Origin of the sequence: Paenibacillus apii (genome assembly GCF_011043685.1) — a bacterium.
GTDB classification, from domain to species: domain Bacteria; phylum Bacillota; class Bacilli; order Paenibacillales; family Paenibacillaceae; genus Paenibacillus_AQ; species Paenibacillus_AQ sabinae.
Map to the genome: position 1 here is coordinate 624,976 of NZ_JAAKGU010000001.1, position 17,964 is coordinate 642,939.

Here is a 17,964-nt window from a genome sequence, read left to right on the forward strand (position 1 = left end):
TCCATGGGTAGACAAAAACCCGCTTTTCTCGCGAAAATTGTGCGGGTGGAGGGGACTTACACGCAATAAAAGGTTTGGGCCGACTTTGGCGTCTGCCCAAACCTTTTCTCCCCATAACCGCTGCCTTAGTTATCCTGCGGCCCTTTCCACCATCATTCCGCCTGCTCGCGATCAAGAAACGCCCGGTTCTTCCGCTTGTTCTCGAAAGCAATCAGCTTGCCGAGCGCATCCTCGACCGTTCCCCTGCTGGAATACACCGAAATTCCGATCTGCTTCAGCCTCTGCTGCGCTCCCGGCCCGATCTGAAGCACCAGCACCTTGCTACAGTCCTTTAACATATCGACTGTCCGGCTGAGCTCATCGGTATGATGCTCCCCTTCCTCCCTTGTCGTAACGTTGTCACGGACTTCCAGCAGCTCCCATTGCCCTTCATCGCTGACTTCATAAATATAGAACCGCTCGCTTCTTCCGAAATGCTGATCGACAAGCTCTCCGTCGCTGCTCCCTACCGCCAGTTTGTAAGACATTCTGCAATCTCCCTTCTCATTCGCCGCCTGCAAGCCTTCCATATGAAACTCCACACGGCATACGGCCGCCTTGACGCGGCGCTGCGTAGCGAAATTCTAGCATGAAAGCTGCAAATCTATCAATGAAAATAGATGCAAGGGAAGAAAATCCGGCGGTGAAAGCAAGGAAGATTTCATCAATACAACAAAAGAATACAACAAAAGTAATCCTGTTCTTAATTAACCCTGACCGCTCTGCTGGCCAGAATCTCGCGGCCGTAGCGGTCGGCTGCAAGAATGGCTTCCTTCATAAGCGGAACGCTCACTTCAAACGCCAGCCTCTCCCGGGCTTCGGGAGCAATAACCACGCCCTCAGCGATGTTGGCCGCCTGGACGGAAATGTCGCCGCCAATACCGAGCTGCTCCAGAGTGACGGGAAGCGTAAGCTCGCACAGAAATGAAACCAATTCGTTGATTTCCTGTAAAGTCTTGCCCGCAAGTACAAACTGGACGATTAAGCCGAAGATAACCTTTTCTCCATGAAGGCTGCCGTGGGTAGCGGGAAGAAAGGTCAGACTGTTATGAATCGAATGGGCCAACGCCACCCGCGGATTTTCTTGCGTAATGCTGCCCGCAAGACCGGCCAGTGCAATGACGGCATCCACGGTCTCGGCAAATGCCGGTGTAATGGCGCCGCTGCCCGCCGCCTGAGAGGCCTCCACCGCCTGTTCATCAAGAAGATCGAGCGCAAGCCGCGATACGCTTAAGCCGATGCTGAGTGACAGATCGGGCCGTCCGGTGGCATTGGGCTCCGCTTCATGCCATTTGACGATCGTATCGGCGATGCCTGCCTTCAGGTAACGGGCGGGGGCGGAAGCGAGAACGGCCGTATCCGCCAGAACAAGCAGCGGGGATTCCTGAAGCGGACGCGGAAACGCATATCTTCCTTCTTCATCGTAAATAATCGTCAATGCGGACCAGGCTGCGCAGGTGGCGGCAATCGTCGGAACGCTAATGACGGGAACACCGCCGTCCTCGGCGGCCGCCTTCGCCAAATCGAGCACCCGGCCGCCGCCGATGCCGAGAACGCAATCGGCACCGGTCTCGCGTACGAGACGGGCGCAGCGGGCGATTGCTGCGGCGGTACATTCACCCTCAAACGTATGCACGTGATAATGTACGCCCGCGTCGTCAAGGCTTGGCAGCAAGTGCTTGCCTGTCAGCGCAAGCGCTGTATTTCCGCCGATAATGAGAGCGTTTTGGCCAATTTCGGCGATCAGGGGACCTGCCGAATCGAGAATGTTCTTCTCGCGAATGTAGGTCTTCGGGGCTTTTAATGTAATCATAACCCGCTCCTCCTCAGATTTTGCCAACAAAAAAGCCAGCCGCGCGGGTTTCCCCTTGGATGAATATCGGCTTGGCTTCCTGTTGATCCGTCAACTAATTTGGCTGTCTCTGAAATAACGGTAATAACGGCCGCATTCGGCCAGCAGCTCCTGGATTCCGCCTTTGCGCGTGATCGCCATAATATCGGCGTGCCGGAGTTTCTCCTGCGGATACTCGCCGATTCCCGAGCACAGAAGAATGCGGCAGTCGCGAAGAAGATGTATAGTGTCTTCAAGAATAGCGCCTTTGTCCGCCCCTTCGCCGCAGTCGGCCGTGCCGTTGCAGTACGCCTGGATTTTGCGGATGCCCAGCAGCTTGCTCTCCCGGCCATGAACTTCATAGATCAGAAATTCTTTGGCATGGCCGAAATGCATGTTTACCTTACCGCCTCCGCGAGTGGCCACAGCGATTCGTATGCCCGTCTCCGCATCTCCGTTATTTGCAAAGCGTCTCCGGTGCCTGCTTTCCAATTCGTCATCCAGCTCCTTGAGCAGCTGCTCCCTCTCACCCAAAGAGTAGACCGGCAGGGTCTCGCTATTTCCGGTATCGTACAGGTCCTGTCCCCTGTCCTCACCCAGCAATCCGACCGCATCGGCCCGGCACTGCCGGCAATGCCTCATAACCGGTATAATCGCAGCCGATTCCTCCTGCACCTTGACGGTTAACTCCGGATCGGGCGCCTGTCTGCCTTCCCTCTCATAGCGGCTCCCCGGAGAAATGATAAGCGGCATAATGTTATGCGAGAATGCCCCCAAATCCCGGACCGCGCGCGACACTTCGGCAAGATGGCCGTCGTTCACCCCTGGAATTAACACAGAATTCACCTTGACCCGAATGCCTCTGGCGGCAATCTCCCGGATTCCGGCAAGTTGTCTTTCAATCAGGATGGCTGCGGCTTCCTGCTCCCGGTAAGCTTTCCCTTTGTAAAAGATGGCCTGGTAAACCTGGCTTCCGATCGCGGGATTGATTGTGTTCATCGTAACCGTAACATGGTTGATCCGGTAACGCTCGATCTCGTCCGCGTAATCCGCCAGCATCAGGCCGTTCGTGCTCAGGCACAGCTGCAGATCGGGCATTCCTTCCGCCAGCAAGGCGAATGTATCGAACGTCTCCTGCGGATTGGCCAGCGGATCGCCCGGTCCGGCGATGCCCACTACCGTCAATCTGGGAAGCACCGCGACAGTCCGCTGAACCTTGCGGTAAGCCTCCTCCGGTGTAAGCACGCGGCTGACGACGCCGGGTCTGCTCTCGCTGACACAGTCGTACTTAATATTGCAGTATTTGCAGCTGATATTGCATTTGGGAGCCACGGCCACATGCATTCTGGCAAAATATTCATGCGCCAATTCATCGTAACAAGGATGCCTGGTGCTCTGCTGCAAAACATTCACCCTCTTTCATCGCTTAGAAATTGGCTGATCTCAAAAAAAGCATGCGCTTTTCCATGGCAACCAAGAAGAAACGGCTTCGCCGTCCTTTTAGGGACGGTACCGTTTCTCGTTGAAATATAAGACAAATGAATAAGCGCTCAGCTTATACATTCTTATATTTCAAAAAAGGCCAAGCTCCATCACCAAAGTGACAGGGCTTAGCCTCCAGTTTACCAGTGAGCTCAACCATAATATCAAGTAATTACATCGGAATTGTTTATATATAGATCATAATACTTGTTAATCCTGTTTGTCAACAAAATTTGCCAATTGTGGTCTCGGGGATACAATTACCGTACGAAAGGAAACAGCAGCTTTTGGTTCTCCGGCCACAGCATATTGTCCAGATCGATCAGCTTTGTCCCCGTATCAACCCGCTCCGGTACCTGGATTCCCTGAAGGATTTCCACGGCGTTCTTGACTGCCAGATAGCCGTTGCTGAAAGGGTTCTGGATCACGGCAGCCTGCACGATCCCTTCCTGAATCTGCTCCATCATGGCAGGGGAGCTGTCAAAAGCGACCATCTTAATGCGGCGGAGACCGCGCTCCTGAAGCACAGCCGCCGCTCCCTGCGACGCCGTCTCGTTTAACGCCGCGATGCCGCGCAGATTCGGATGCTTATTGAGCATCTGTCTTGTAAGCTCTTTGGCTTCCGCCATAACGGAAGGCGTATAGGAAATGTCCACCACATGCACGGACGGATAGCGGGCGACGTAATTCAGAAAGCCTCTTTCCCTTTCGTCAGCGTCCCGTGCTCCGTAATCGAAATCGCTCTCCGGGCCGCTCTCCCGCTGATCCGAAGTATTCGTAAAGTTCAGAATGCCGATTTCGCCGGAGCCGTTCAGGAGCTGAACAAGCCGCTCGGCGGATTTCTGACCCGCTTTGTAGCCGTTCGAGCCGATGTAGGTCGTCACCCTGGCCGATCCGACCTCGGCGTCGACGGAAATGACCGGAATCCGGTTAAAGGCTGCCTTGTCGACAACCTGGGCCAGCCCCATATAGCTGCTCGCCGCCAGAATAATCACGTCCGCCCGCTCCTTGATGGAATCTTCGACCATGGCGATCTGCCGCTTCACATCGCTCTCCGTATCCGGAGCCTTGAATGTCAGCTTCACGTTGAATTCCCGGGCGGCGGCCTCTGCCCCCATTTTTACCGTGTTCCAGTAATCGCCTCTGTTCATTTTCACGATCATATGGATATTGCGGGTCTTTCCGACATCAAGATGCGGCGGGGACGAGCCGAGGCAGGAAGACAGCACAGCTCCCATAATGATAACGAGAAGCAGAGTGAGCCCAATCCGTATACGTTTCATTGGGATTTCGCCTCCTCCATCGCTGTTTCGCCGTCTTCACCCGCATCCCGAGCCGGAAAAGTAATCGTAACCGTAGTGCCTTCCTCAATCTCGCTCTCGAAGGACAGGCCGTATTCCCGGCCATAGTACAAGCGGATTCGCTCATGCACGTTGCGCACGCCGACGCCGGACCCGCCCCTGCTTTTTGCGCCGCCCTTTAAAATATTTTTCAGCATGTCCCCGCTCATTCCAAGCCCGTTGTCCCTGACCGTAATTACGACCAGACCGCTTCGCAGCCCCGCGGAGATTTCAATCAGCCCCTCGTCAGGCATCATTTCAATCCCGTGATACAGCGCATTCTCGACAATCGGCTGAAGAATCAGCTTGACCGTGGAACAATTCAGCACCTCCGGCTGCGCCTTGATCTCGTAGCGGAATTTATTTCTGAACCGGAAGCTTTGGATGACGAGATAATGACGGATATGATCTAGCTCCTCCCGGAGCGTAATAATATTCTTGCCCTTGCTCAGACTGATGCGGAAAAACCGGGAGAGCGACTGGATCATCGTCACCACCTCCTCATTCTTGCCGCGTTCGGCCAGCCGGATGACGGAATTGAGCGTATTGTACAAAAAATGCGGATTGATCTGGGATTGCAGCACTTCCAGCTCACCCTTGCGTTTCGTTTCCTGCTCGTAAATAATCTGGTCCATCAGCTTGCGGATGCGCTGGAGCATCAGATTGAACCGTTTGGACAACTGCTCCACCTCGTAAGGGCCGCGGACGTAGATCGAGGTATTCAAATCCCCCTCCACCACCTGCTGAACGGTACGCTCCAGCTTGGAGATCGGGCGGGCAATTCTGGCGGACAGCAGCACGGATACGACGATGACGCACAGGATAGACAGCGGGAGAAACAGCATCATGAATTGATTGAGATCCCGTTTGGTCGTCACAATCTCGTCGTAATAGGCGACGCCGACGATTTTCCAGCCCGTCTGATCCACCGTGCGAACAGTGATGAACCGCTTCTCTCCCGTCGATTCGTCCAGATAGCTGCGATAGGCGTACTCAAGCACCGGCTCCACATTCTCATATTTCAGTCCGGCATAAATCAGCTGCTGCTGCGGATGGTACACAATATTTCCGAGGGAATCCAGAATATAGGCATACCCTCTTTTTCCTAGCTTGACCTGTTTGCTCAGCTCGTCGATGGTGCGGAAATTGAAGTCGACAAGCAGTATTCCTTTTTTTCTTGTACCGTGGTCTGTGTAAGCGATCATTTTGCTCATGGATACCACCCAGGTGTAACGCTGCTTGAATAAGTTCTGGACATGCGGCTGGGAAAAAGAAATCTCTCCCGTCTTCCCGGGTGCGGTAAACCAGCTTTGTTCTCCCATTCGGGTGTTGCGCCTCATCGGGGCGAACGGAACGTCCAGCACCAGACGGCCTTCAGGCGTGAAGACAGCGAAGGACACCAGATCCTCCCGGGATTCGAGCAGTGTAGACAGGCTCTCTTGCAGCATCGGTGAATCAATAGCCGCATTCTGCCCGATCTGCCGCTCCGCTTTCATATAAATATTACGCATGCCGTTCACATACAGCCCGAGATTGTAATTGACCTGCTCGATAATCTGCTGCATATTCAGGCTCGCATTCTCCTCCGCCGTCTTCGCGAACCTGTTGTACAGCGCAAAGCTCACGATAACCGTCACGAGTACGGCAATCGAGGTCAGAGTTACCGTCAGGATCACCTGAATGCTGAGCAGCTTGGAGGTAAATGTGCCCCCGGGGCGTCCGCGCCGCTGCGGATGATGCGGAAAGAGACGGGTCCGCTCTTTGGGCATGGATTACCCTCCTCTGGCGCCGTTCTTGTACTCTTTGGGCGACTGGCCGTATTTCTTCCGGAAGCAGAAGCTGAAATAGTTCGGGTCGGTAAAGCCGATTTTGTCCGCGATTTCAAAAGCTTTAAGCTCCGTCGTGCGCAGCAGCTCCTTGGCCGCCTCCAGCCGGATTTGCAGCAGATAGCTCACGAACGTCAATTTGGTTTCTTTTTTGAAAATACTGCTGAAATACCCGGTGCTGATATGCAAATGCTGGCATACCTTTCCAATTGAAATATCGGAATCATCATAATGGCTCTTGATAAAATGTTTCGCCTGCTCGACCAACTGTTTGTAGCTGGACTGCCGCTCCAGGGCGATATGGTTCATCAGCCGGGTGCAAATATCGATAATCCACTGCTTCGCATCCTCCATATTGTTGAATTTGTTCATGTCCGGTAAGGACGCAATACCCGGCCCGAACAGCTCGTTCTTCTCGCTTCCGGACTCTTTGGCTACCCGCAATATGGAAGTGAGTATCTCCAGCAGAAAAATACGGTATTCACTCGCGGTCACCTGACTGCCGTCAAGCGTTCCGAACAATTCATTGATGATTTCTGTAAGCTCCTGCACGGTACCCAACTTGACAGTACGGATCAGCGACTGCTCGGTCAATTCGTCATAGACAGGCAAGCGGCTGGTACGCGACTCAACGTCCTCAATCCAGATCACCCGGTTGTTGCCAAGGATGAGCCGGTAGTCCAGCGCCTGAAGCGCGTCCGCGAACGAGCGGAACAGCAGCTCCGGCGTCCGGCATACCGTTCCCGCGCCGATGGTGACGGTCAGCTTCAGGAAGCGCTGCACGTTCTGGCGGATTTCCTCCAGCACCTCAAGCGTCCTGCCAGTCATTTCGCTCTCATCCTTTCCCGCGAGGGAAGACAGCATCACGAGATCGTCGCGGTGGATGAACACTCGGCCATAGCCGTGCTTCAAGCAAATTTCTTCGGCGATGTTGAGCACGGCGAACAGCTGCAGGTTGCGGTCGCCGGTATCGCGCAGGGAGACCGGATGATCGGCTTCCGCCGAACCCGGGCCGCGAATATAGTCCAGACTAATTACAGAGGATTGGAACCAGTCTCCGGAGAGCGGGATGCCGTATTCCCTGCTCTTTGCCGCAATCTCTTCCGGCCGAAGCCTGCGGGACACGAGCGAGGAGAGAAACTGCTCACGGAGAATGGGCAGGCTTTTGCGGTAATGCTCGCTGAGCACATGGATGTTTTCCTTTTCGGCAATCTCCGATTCTATCACAGCCTTAACCTTCAGCAGCACCTCGATCAATTCCCGGGAAGAGAATGGTTTCAAAATATATTCGTCAATTTGCAGCTTGATGGCACGCTGCGCGTACTCGAATTCATCATAGCCCGTCAAAATGATAACTTTCGTACCCGGGTGGCGGCTGCGAATATATTCCGCCAGCTGCAGTCCGTTCATAAACGGCATTTGAATATCCGTGACGACGACGTCAGGCAGCAGCCGGTCGACAAGCTCCGCCGCTTCTTTGCCGTTCTCCGCCTGCTCCACGACTTCAAAGCCGTAGCGTTCCCAGTCGATCTGCCCGATAATCCCCTCCCGGACATCCTCTTCATCTTCCGCCAAAATCAGTTTATACAAAGCACTGATCCTCCCCACAATACGTAAAGTATGCGCTTTCATAATAATTGTAAGGCTGACGCGCCCATAATTCAAATCGCAAACCGTGAAGAAACAGGCCAAAATGGCATGATGGTGTTTCAATCCGCCCTCAGACGTTTAATAAAAATATTGTGTCTGCCTGCAAAAAAAAGCCACCCCTGCACGTTGCGGGATGGAGATAGATGCCAGAGTAACGTTAAGTTAATACTAAACGATTTATAACAGCGATTTGCAAAAACGGTAACCGTTCTGGTCGAATCCGAGATGGCGGTAGAAAGCGTGCGCCGGGGCGCGTTCCACCCGGTTGCCGCTGCACAGGTAGATTTGCTTGCATTTCTTGCTGCGGGCCCATTCTTCCCCGGCTGCCATCAGCCGTCTTCCGAGGCCGGTTCCTCTGAGTGATTCCTCGACGATAATTGCGGTAATCTCGGCGACAGAGTCCTGGTTCTTGCAGTAAGAGATAACCTGACGGAGTTCAATCATTCCGGCAGTCTGCCCGTCCACTTCCGCGACAAGCGTGCAGCAGTCCGGATCGTTCTGCACGACTTCCAGTCTCTCTTTCATTACGTTGAGGGTTGTCGGATAGCCGAATCCTCTAAGCAGTGCCGTAATTGTATCCAGATCGTCCATACCGATGCTTCGAATCTGCAGTACTGGTGCCTGAGTACTACTGTTCATCCTCGTATACCTCCACTTTTAGCAGGGATGCCGCTTCTTTCGCAGCCGCCCGCGCTTTCTCCACATTATCGGCCGCGCTCAGCGCAACGGCCATCCGCCGTCCCGGGCGGACTTCCGGTTTGCCGAATACACGGACCTGCGTACGGGGAAGCCGCAGCGCTTCATTCAGTCCGGTAATGGCATAAGCAAATCCGGCAGCATCTTTCCCGGCCTTGAGCGTCGCCGACGCTCCCGGTGACAGCAATTCCACCGGCCCTAGCGGGAAACCGAGAATCGCTCTGACATGCAGAGCAAACTCCGACAAATCCTGAGTAACCATCGTCACCATTCCGGTGTCATGCGGTCTTGGACTTACTTCACTGAACAGGACGCCCTCGCGCGTCAGGAACAGCTCCACGCCAAAAATACCGTATCCGCCAAGCTCGTCCGTCACCCTGCGCGCAATTTCCTGCGCCTGGATCAGCTGTTCTTCCGTCATTTCATGCGGCTGCCACGATTCCACGTAGTCCCCGTCCTTCTGGATATGCCCGATCGGCGGGCAGAACACCGTACCGGAGGAAGAGCGAACGGTCAGCAGCGTAATCTCGCTCTCGAACACAACGAAAGACTCCACAATGACCCGCGTTCCTTTGGCTCTGGCGCCCTCAAGGGCCGTGTTCCAGCAGCTCTCTGCATCCTCGGGCTTCCGGCAGACGCTCTGGCCTTTGCCCGAGGAGCTCATAATCGGCTTGATCACGCACGGCGTTCCAAGCTCCGACACCGCCTGCTTCAGCTCTTCCAGACTGTCCGCGAACCGGTAATCGGCCGTAGGAAAGCCAAGCTTCTCAGCGGCGAGACGGCGAATGCCTTCCCGGTCCATGGTCAGCCTCGTTGCGCGCGCCGTCGGAACGACGCAAAATCCTTCTTCTTCCAATTCCAAAAGAGCATCGGTCGCAATGGCTTCAATCTCCGGAACAATGACATCGGGCTTCTCGGTACGGATCAGCTCCTTGAGCGCTTCTCCATCCAGCATATCCAGCACATAGGAGCGGTGAGCAACCGCCATCGCAGGAGCGCCTTCGTAACGGTCAACGGCTACCGTCTCCACGCCCAATCGCTGGGCTTCAATGATCACTTCCTTACCCAATTCTCCGCTGCCGAGCAGCAGCAGCTTGCGGCTGTAAGCAGAATAGGGAGATCCCCACATGTCGGTATTCAACCTCTTTCGGCAAAACCCGCCGGCCCTGCATCTTTTCATGCAAAATACGGCAGTTTCTTTTCAAATTTTCAGGCTACTTTATTTTCTTCCAAGACGCGGCAGATTGCAAGTGTTCTACGACAATTTCCTTCAAATTTCACACTTCCAACTTCATCCTACTGTCAAAAGCGATTTCCAGCTCGCGCAGTCCGCGGGCGAGAGTGCTCCAGCGTTCCGCCGAATCACCCCCTTTCAGCAGCGCGGACATGGCCAGCTCCTGCTCTTCCAGTCTTTCTCTCAGCGCTCCGGCCGCCCTGGCAAGCGCCTGCGCCGCAAGTGTTTCATAGTGATCCAGCAGCAGCGCCTCCCGCCCAGAAGAGGCTTCGGCCAACACTTCCTTCAGCAGCGGTTCGGCCGCGCTTCGCAAAGCGTCCCGGCCGCCGCCTTCAAAGAAATGCTTGGGCGACTTGAATAGTCCCCACCATCTCCCCCAATCCGCAGGCGGCAGTTCGCCTTCAAGACTTGCCGGGGCCGGCCAGGCCTCCTCCTCTTCCGGAACGGAGAACAGTGGTTCCACCGGCAGTCCAACCTCCGAGGCCGCGTTCTCCGATGCCTCGCTGACCAGTCTCCGGCCTGCAGCGGCGAGCCGCAGCGTTGTCGCCCACAGCTCCGCCTCCAGTTCACGGCCCGCGGTCCGCCACCATTCCCGGCCGCAGGCGGCGAATATCTCCTTCAGCGGCCCCGCTCCTTCCCGCAGGAGCGAGGGATGGAACGATTCCTGAAACATCCGGCCGAGCGCGAATCCGATCCGCTGCCGGACATGAAACAACAGCTCCGAGCCTTCTCGGCGAAGGTCGCGCAGAGGACGCTCCTCGGCGGCCAGCCGCGCAAGCCGTTCGGCCGCCGCGCGGCGCCGAGCTTCCATCCGGCGGCTCTCGGCTTCCCGCTCCGACTCCGCCTTCAGCGCCATGTCCCGCCATTCCTCCGCGTGGCTGCGGGACGATGACAGACTGTCCAAGGCCGCCTTCAGCGCCAGGTCGGGCAGCTCCTCGCCGGCGAACCGCCATAGCGCCGTCTCAAAGGCGCCGAACCGCGAGGCTTCATAAGACGCGCCGCCCCTTTTCCCCTCCAGCGCCTGCAGGCTGGAGAGCGCGTAAATGTGCGGGTTCGCAAGCCCCGCGGAGCGCAGGTTCAAGGCGACATGCTTCTTGACCTCCGCCAGCTCCTCCTCATCCGCCGCGAGATCGGACGCGTTGACGATAAAGAACATTTTGTCCAGCGGGAAGCTCTCCCTTATCCGGCCTAACTGCGATAGCAGCCGCCGGTCGGCCTTGGAGAACGCGTGATTGTAATAGGTGATAAAACAGATCGCGTCGGCTTCCTTCATATAGCCGAAGGTGACGCCCGTATGCCGGGCATGCAGCGAATCCGCCCCCGGCGTATCGACCAGCACGACGCCGCTCGCCGTCAGCGGGCAGGCATAGTGCAGGTCGATGCTCCGCACGAAGCAGGCCCGGCTCTCTTCGGCGACGAGACCCTGGTACTCGTCAAGCTCCACCGTACGGGTCGTTCCTAGAAGCGGCGCGGCCTCCTTCCATCCCCTTGCCGCCGCCTTCAGGAAACCGGCGTGCGGCAGAACCGAAGGGTGCAGCCCCCCTGCAGGCAGCGCCGAAACCGTATCCGTCCAAGCTTCAGGCTTCGGCTCTCCGAGCTGAAGCACGCCAAAGGAATGGCGGATATCATCCCATATTTCCTCCCGGCTCTTCATCGCAACCGCCGCCGTTCCATGCCGGAACGGTCCTTCTGGCGCTAGGATGCGGTTGACCGCGGCCGTGGCGGGGTGGGGAGACACGGGCAGCACCTCTTCGCCGAGCAGGGCGTTGGCGAAGGAGGATTTGCCGGCGCTGAACGCTCCCAGCAGCGCCAGCGTGAACCGGCCGCCGGCGAGGTCCGCCGCCCGCGCCGCCAGGCTGCGCGACGCCGAAGCCATCGCCGGCTCGCCGCGCAGCAGCGAAGCCGCGCGGTCCAGCAGCCGCGCGGCTTCGCCCAGCCGGCGGCGTCCCTCCGCCGGCGCGGGTCCGGCCGCGGCGCTCGGCGCGGCCGGTCCTGTGTCCGCCAGGCGAAGCGGCGGACGCTCCTGCGGGGCGGCCCCGGCATGGGCCGCCCGGGGAAGGGCGCTCACCTCCGGCAGCAGGCCGGGGGTGAGCGCGCGGCGCGGCGGCAGCAGCGCCGCGAGTTCGGCCGCGCGGGCGTCGTACGCGCGGGCGAGCGCCGCCAGCGCGGCGGCGGCCTGCGCCTGCCGGGCGCGGGCGGCGCGGCGGCGCGCAAGCTCCGCGCGGCGCGCCTCAAGGAGCGGCGGCAGCTTCGCCAGCAGGCCGTCTGCGGCGCCGAGGGCGGCGCGGCGGTAGCCGCTGCGGATGTCCGCCGCCAGGCCGCGGCAGAGCTGAAGCAGCGCCTCGCCCTCTACGGCCGCGCCCGGCTTCACCGCCTCCGCCAGCCACTGCGCGTGGGCTTGCGGAAAGCCGCTCTTCAGCGCCAGCTCATCCGCCTCGGTCCACAGCTCCAGTTCTTCGCCCCATGTGCGTATAAGTGACAGCACATGCCCTTCAAGCTGCGCCGATACCTGGCGCGCAAGCGTATCTGAGAGCAGCGCAAGCCGGCTCGCCCGCTCTCTTTCCCGCTTAGCCGCCGTGGTCAGCAGCCCGGTCCGGAAGCCGGGCCGCAAGCTGTCGGCGTAGCGGCTTACGGCCTCCCTGATATCGGCGGGCATCAGGTTAGCGTTGCCAAGAAGAGCGTCCAGGCTGCTTCGGAGCTGAAGCCGCGCCCGTTCAGGCAGCGTCTCAAGCTCTTTTTCCTCTGCTTCCATTTCGGCCAGCTCCCGTTCCAGCGCGGCTGGATCTTGGCCGCCAAGCTCTTCCAGCAGGGCTTCCCGCTCCTCCCGCTGACCCTCACGGCACGAGGCCAGATAAGCCTCCGCCGTATGCTCAACCGAGCGGGACAGGCTGTAGTCGAGAAGCGCTTCCCGCCGTTCCAGAAGCTCCGCAATCAGCCGGGGAAGGCTGTCCCAATGGCTGAGCGGATGCTCTTTATGCTTCAGCGAAGTAAACAGCAGACCGGCAAAATTCACGCCCCAATTCCGAAAAGCCTGTTCCGCCTGCTTCCGGTAGCTCTCCATCGGCAGTTCCTTTTCCCGGTGCTTGTCGATCTGATTAATAATCAGATACAGCGGCTTGCCCCAGTCGCTCAGCTGTTTGGCGAAAGCCAGATTATTCTCGGACTGCACATGGTTATAATCCATGATATAGAATACGATGTCGGCCAAGTGCAGGGCAGACCGGGTAGCGCTTTGGTGTCCCTCATCCGTCGAATCTACCCCGGGTGTATCCATCAGTACGCCATGCGGTTCAAGCAGCGGTACCTTGTCCCAGACCTCGATTGCAGTATAGTCGCCGCCGAGACGGCAGTAATCCCACAGCTGCTCCGCGGCAACTTCCATAGGTCCGCCTGAACCGCTTCGCGGGTTATCTTGGTAGATCAGGGCCCGGGGCCTGCCGTTACGTATCTTCACAATGTTTGCGCTTGTAGGCACCGGTCCTGAAGGGAGAATATCTTTGCCGCATAAAGCGTTGATCATACTAGATTTTCCTGCCGAAAAATGGCCGCAAAAAGCAATGGTCAATTCCCCATTCCGCTCTTTAGCCAGCAAATCCAGAAAAATATGCGCCCGTTCCTTGTCCCCCTGCCGCTCCATCCAGCCGGAAAGCTTTTGAATATATCGGGCCGCATCTGTCATTCCGCCGCTACGTACGATCTCCCGGTCCACACCCACGAATACCCACCTCTGCAGCCTTGGTATAGTCCATAACTTAGAATAATTCCATTTTATCACCGGATTGGCACAAATCAATGGTTTTGAAGTTGGATTAAGCATACACCTTTATTGCCTTGAGGGTATCACGCGTGACGTGGTTATGAGTACAAAAAAAAGAGCTCCCCGCTTGGGGAACTCCGTCTCTTCGCAGCTTAGGCGCTTTCGAGCACCGGCAGCAGAATTTCAAATACTTTACCATGCTGAAGGATCGTCAATCCGCGGGATTTATCCTTCATCACAACAACCTCGGGCTTTTGCGCCATGCGCTCCAGGTAATGCTCGGGCACGTCGCCGGAGTGGCTGATCGTAATGCCCTCTACTTCCTGTTCTTCATTCTCTTCCATCGAACTGTCCACTACACGGTCGAAAATATCCGAGAACAGCTCAAAATTGTCAGTGTATACGGAAATGCATTTCATTCCTATCCCATCCTCTTCTTCTCTCTGACTTTAACCGCCGCGCTTGCTATGATTTAGCTTGCCTGACTCGCGGCGTTTTCATACGTTTCTTGCCTTCCCGGCACACATCCAGAAGCGGGCATACCTGACATTGCGGATTCTGCGCTTTGCAGTGATATCTCCCGAAAAAAATCAGCCGGTGATGGGTCAGCGTCCATTCTTCCTTCGGCACGGCCTTCATCAGCTTCTTCTCGACTTCCAGCACGGAATCCTTCCAGCCTGCAAGCCCCAATCGTTTCGATACGCGCTCCACATGAGTGTCCACGGCAATCGCCGGCACGCCAAAGGCGTTGGATACCACCACATTTGCGGTCTTGCGGCCAACTCCGGGCAGCGTCACGAGCTGATCGTGGGCCCGGGGCACCTCTCCTCCGTACTGCTCGATCAGGATCGCGCACAAATTCTGAATATGCTTCGCCTTGTTGCGGTATAGCCCGATACGGCGTATGTCCTGCTCCAGTTCTTCCAGCGGAACGGATACGTAATCCAGCGGAGTTTTATACTTCCGGAACAAGTCGGCAGTGACCTTGTTCACCGTTGCATCCGTGCATTGGGCCGACAACAGCACCGCAATCGTCAGCTCAAATGCGTTACTGTGGTTCAACTCGCAGTCTGCATCCGGAAACATTTCGCCAATCGTATCCAAAATGTGACGTACGTCAGATATCTTCATGCTTCTACCTCACAAATCGGTATATCGGTCAGCAAGCTAAAAATGGCTGCGCCGGCTATCTAAGGAAAGTCCAACAAAGTAAGTATTATATCTGATGGTCATATACATTACAAGATTGTGTCTCCTTATTTTCAAAAAAAACGTCCTGACGCAGGAAGCCACGCGTCAAGACGGTATTTCTTGCGGAAAGCCGCCATTCCCTACTGCTTCGCAATTTCAACTACGAAATTGTTATTAAAATATACCGTAATTTTATCATTTTCTTTGAGAGATTGCACGGACAAAGTCGTGTCGCCTTGGTGAATGTATACGTTTGGCGCCAAGATAAACCGGTAATTCTCGTCGTCTATCGTATCCCTTTTAACAACAATACGGCCTGAGGCGGCATCATAGCTTGAGAAGCTGCGGCTTTGGACCGGGAGAACGCGGATAATGACGGTGCCGTCGGCATCCTTGCGAACCTCCGCTCTTTCGGATACCGAGAGGGAACCAAGAGCGCCGGAACCCGCGTTGTCGCGAATAATTTTAAAACCACCTCCAGCGCCGAACGTCAGAACCGCGCCGGAATAATCTTTGACGCTCAGTGACCCGGCTGCCGCATTAATCGCCGTAACCTGGCCTGTCGTCAGCTTGACGGACTGGATCGACAGCGGAGAGCTGCCAAGCGAGGAGACATTCACATAATCACCGGCTTTGAGATCGCCAAGCTTGATCGTCTGTCCCGTCTCATCAGTCAGCGGAAGCCCGAGCGTATAAATATCCAGATTACCGGCGGCCGCCTTGACGCCTAGTTTATTGTTCGCTGCGTCAACATACGCGAGCTGGAACTGCTGGGATGTCTTTACCTTGAGCGAAGTCAGCACGTCCTGGCTTGCCGACAGGAAGGCTGTGACGGCACTTCCCGCCGGTACGTCGTTAATGGTAAGGCCGGTCCGTCCGAATATCTCGATCACCGGCGGATAGGGCAGGCTCAAGGACCGGCCGTCTGCCGTTTTCAGCGCAAACATTTGAGTCGAGGTATTGACCGAAGCCAGCGTACCCTCGTATTTGCTTACAATTTCCAGAGAGAGCGCACGCTGTCCGAGGGCGCTGATATTCACCTTCCGGTTCTCTGTCAGCATCCCGGCCATGCTGCTCAGCGTCGGCACACTTCCGCTCGCGTTAGTCAGCTTCGTACTCGCGTCAAGCTGATAAACATGCGCCTGATTGTCGCTGCCCATGACCGTCAGCAGATTCGTCTTGGCGTTAAAGCTGGCGACAGACGCTCCGAACTGCTGCTCCATCCGGCGGTTGACTACGGTGATTTTGGTTACCTGATCGCTGCCGTTTAACGTCAGTTCCACGGTATCGCCGTAAACCGAATCGGCAATGAGGTCCGCTGCGGCAGGTTTGTCATAGCCCGGAATGACAATGGAGGCGCTTGGCGCCAGCAGCTGGACACCGCGTGTGCCGTCCGCCTTCTTGTAGACGACGGAGGCGTCGGTCAGCTCGGTCAGCATGCCCTGCACTGTCCGCTCAATCGCCTGCGTCACTTCGACAGAGGCGATCAAATTGTTCTTGATCGTGTAATTCACCGCTGAGCCCGCCTTCAGTTCGGATGGCGACAAGATAGCCTTTTGATAGCTGAACAGGGCGCTGTCGGACCATTTGAACGTTTCCTCCGCCCCGGAAGCGTTCTTGAAAGTTATCGTCTTGGCGGTAAGATCGATGCTCCCCAGCGTGCCGGATACCGTTTTATTGACGATTCCGGAAGTGACCTGAACTTTAAGAACCTTGTTCTGTCCGGTAAAGGTCTCGCGCGTGATCGTAATAAGGCTGTCCTCCGAGATCGAAGAAGCCGCAATGGCGCTCCCTCCCGCATCCACAAAGGCAGTCCCGCTGTCAAAGGCGTATTCCGGATAGCCGTCGGCATTTTTCAGCCATAATTTATTGGCACTTGGAGACAGTCTCGCGAACGTGCCTTGGATTGTCTCCACCTGCGGCTTTGGATCGGTCAATTCGACATAGGAAGCGGCTCCGTTCTTTCCGATGATCGTTACTTTCGTATAGGGCTTGATGTCATTCAGCGAAATCGCCGTGTCCGCTGTACTGGTGAAATAGGCGGTGCCGGAGCTGAGCGAATATACTGTGGAAGCCGCACCGCTGTAAAGAGCAATTTTGCCGTCCTTCACTTCGGTCACGATGCCGCTTGCCGTATTGTCATACACGACAGGCGACTGGGCCTCCGCCCGGCTGAAAAAGGTTGCAAGCTGCGCCCGCGTAACCTCGCCCTGCGGATTAAAAATATTGCCGCTTAGTCCGTTGGTTAATCCAAGATCAATAGCGGCGTTGATATATCCGCGTTTGTCCGCAGAAATTTTGGCATCGTCCGCAAAGCCCGAAGGCTCGCTCGCGACAGACTGCGCATCAGACGTCTTGCCGATGCCGCGAATGAGCAATTTGGCAATCCACTCGCGGGTAGCCTTGCGCGTCCCCCAGGACGTCTTCAGATTGTCCGCAGCCATTTCGGTCGCCTTATCCAGTACGTTCTGCTGAAATGCCAGCACGACATAGGGCTTGTAGTAATTGGACACATCAAAACCGGTCGGCAGCGCCGTAGCCACACTGCTGCCCGCCGCTTTATTCTCCAGTTTCATAAAACGAAGTGCCATTAGCACAGCTTCCTGCTGGGTAACGGGGTCGCCTGGACGGAACTTTCCGTTATTGCCCACAATGATTCCCTGAGCGGCCAGTTTGTAGATATGCTTCTCGGCCCAAAAGCCGGTCTTCACATCGGAGAAAGCTCCCGTGGCGGCAACGGACACCGGCGCAGCCAGCGATGCGGCAACGGCCGAAGCGCCGTCCGCGAATACCGCCCCTGCACCGCCGAAAACCATGGCCCCGGCAAGCAGAACAGATAGCGTCTTTTTCGTGTATTCCCTGCTGGTTGTATTGTGCTTGTTATTTCCCGACAATTTCAAGTGTTCCCCTCTCTGCAT

General features: G+C 56.4%; 12 protein-coding genes. All 12 read right to left on the minus strand.

Annotated features, from left to right (window positions below; genetic code table 11):
- Window positions 1–152 precede the first annotated feature (152 nt).
- Entirely contained in the window at window positions 153–527 is a 375-nt protein-coding gene (locus tag G5B47_RS03205) for a NifB/NifX family molybdenum-iron cluster-binding protein (RefSeq protein WP_025335507.1), read from the minus strand.
- A gap of 215 nt (window positions 528–742) precedes the next feature.
- Complete coding sequence (locus tag G5B47_RS03210) at window positions 743–1,852, minus strand: iron-containing alcohol dehydrogenase family protein (RefSeq protein WP_165094263.1); 1,110 nt, start codon at window positions 1,850–1,852, stop codon at window positions 743–745.
- 90 nt (window positions 1,853–1,942) lie between these two features.
- Window positions 1,943–3,283, minus strand: coding sequence for a nitrogenase cofactor biosynthesis protein NifB (gene nifB / locus G5B47_RS03215; RefSeq protein WP_165094266.1), 1,341 nt, complete (start codon window positions 3,281–3,283; stop codon window positions 1,943–1,945).
- Window positions 3,284–3,612: 329 nt separating this feature from the next.
- Window positions 3,613–4,635, minus strand: coding sequence for a substrate-binding domain-containing protein (locus G5B47_RS03220; RefSeq protein ID WP_165094269.1), 1,023 nt, complete (start codon window positions 4,633–4,635; stop codon window positions 3,613–3,615).
- Window positions 4,632–6,461 (minus strand): sensor histidine kinase, encoded by a 1,830-nt coding sequence (locus tag G5B47_RS03225; RefSeq protein ID WP_165094271.1) that lies wholly within the window; start codon window positions 6,459–6,461, stop codon window positions 4,632–4,634. The genes G5B47_RS03220 and G5B47_RS03225 overlap by 4 nt, the downstream gene beginning before the upstream one ends.
- A gap of 3 nt (window positions 6,462–6,464) precedes the next feature.
- Window positions 6,465–8,108, minus strand: a complete 1,644-nt coding sequence (locus tag G5B47_RS03230; protein WP_165094274.1) for a response regulator transcription factor — start codon at window positions 8,106–8,108, stop codon at window positions 6,465–6,467.
- A 237-nt stretch (window positions 8,109–8,345) separates the two neighbouring features.
- Window positions 8,346–8,807: a GNAT family N-acetyltransferase gene (locus G5B47_RS03235; RefSeq protein WP_165094276.1), complete on the minus strand. Its 462-nt coding sequence runs from the start codon at window positions 8,805–8,807 to the stop codon at window positions 8,346–8,348.
- Window positions 8,797–9,993: a formate-dependent phosphoribosylglycinamide formyltransferase gene (gene purT / locus G5B47_RS03240; RefSeq protein ID WP_165095430.1), complete on the minus strand. Its 1,197-nt coding sequence runs from the start codon at window positions 9,991–9,993 to the stop codon at window positions 8,797–8,799. The genes G5B47_RS03235 and purT overlap by 11 nt, the downstream gene beginning before the upstream one ends.
- Before the next feature lie 148 nt (window positions 9,994–10,141).
- Window positions 10,142–13,813: a dynamin family protein gene (locus G5B47_RS03245; protein ID WP_165094279.1), complete on the minus strand. Its 3,672-nt coding sequence runs from the start codon at window positions 13,811–13,813 to the stop codon at window positions 10,142–10,144.
- A 194-nt stretch (window positions 13,814–14,007) separates the two neighbouring features.
- On the minus strand, window positions 14,008–14,274 hold the full coding sequence (locus G5B47_RS03250) for a hypothetical protein (protein WP_025335516.1): 267 nt from the start codon (window positions 14,272–14,274) through the stop codon (window positions 14,008–14,010).
- Window positions 14,275–14,320: 46 nt separating this feature from the next.
- On the minus strand, window positions 14,321–14,986 hold the full coding sequence (gene nth, locus G5B47_RS03255; RefSeq protein ID WP_165094282.1) for an endonuclease III: 666 nt from the start codon (window positions 14,984–14,986) through the stop codon (window positions 14,321–14,323).
- Window positions 14,987–15,186: 200 nt separating this feature from the next.
- The gene (locus tag G5B47_RS03260) at window positions 15,187–17,946 is read right to left on the minus strand and encodes an S-layer homology domain-containing protein (RefSeq protein WP_165094284.1); all 2,760 of its coding nucleotides are present in this window, start codon (window positions 17,944–17,946) and stop codon (window positions 15,187–15,189) included.
- Window positions 17,947–17,964 lie beyond the last annotated feature (18 nt).

Bases quoted from the DNA above. Each gene is read 5' to 3' on its own strand.
- G5B47_RS03220 (WP_165094269.1), bottom strand. From the start codon at position 4,635: ATGAAACGTATACGGATTGGGCTCACTCTGCTTCTCGTTATCATTATG.
- G5B47_RS03210 (WP_165094263.1), bottom strand. From the start codon at position 1,852: ATGATTACATTAAAAGCCCCGAAGACCTACATTCGCGAGAAGAACATT.
- G5B47_RS03235 (WP_165094276.1), bottom strand. From the start codon at position 8,807: ATGAACAGTAGTACTCAGGCACCAGTACTGCAGATTCGAAGCATCGGT.
- G5B47_RS03225 (WP_165094271.1), bottom strand. From the start codon at position 6,461: ATGCCCAAAGAGCGGACCCGTCTCTTTCCGCATCATCCGCAGCGGCGC.
- purT (WP_165095430.1), bottom strand. From the start codon at position 9,993: ATGTGGGGATCTCCCTATTCTGCTTACAGCCGCAAGCTGCTGCTGCTC.
- G5B47_RS03205 (WP_025335507.1), bottom strand. From the start codon at position 527: ATGTCTTACAAACTGGCGGTAGGGAGCAGCGACGGAGAGCTTGTCGAT.
- G5B47_RS03250 (WP_025335516.1), bottom strand. From the start codon at position 14,274: ATGAAATGCATTTCCGTATACACTGACAATTTTGAGCTGTTCTCGGAT.
- nth (WP_165094282.1), bottom strand. From the start codon at position 14,986: ATGAAGATATCTGACGTACGTCACATTTTGGATACGATTGGCGAAATG.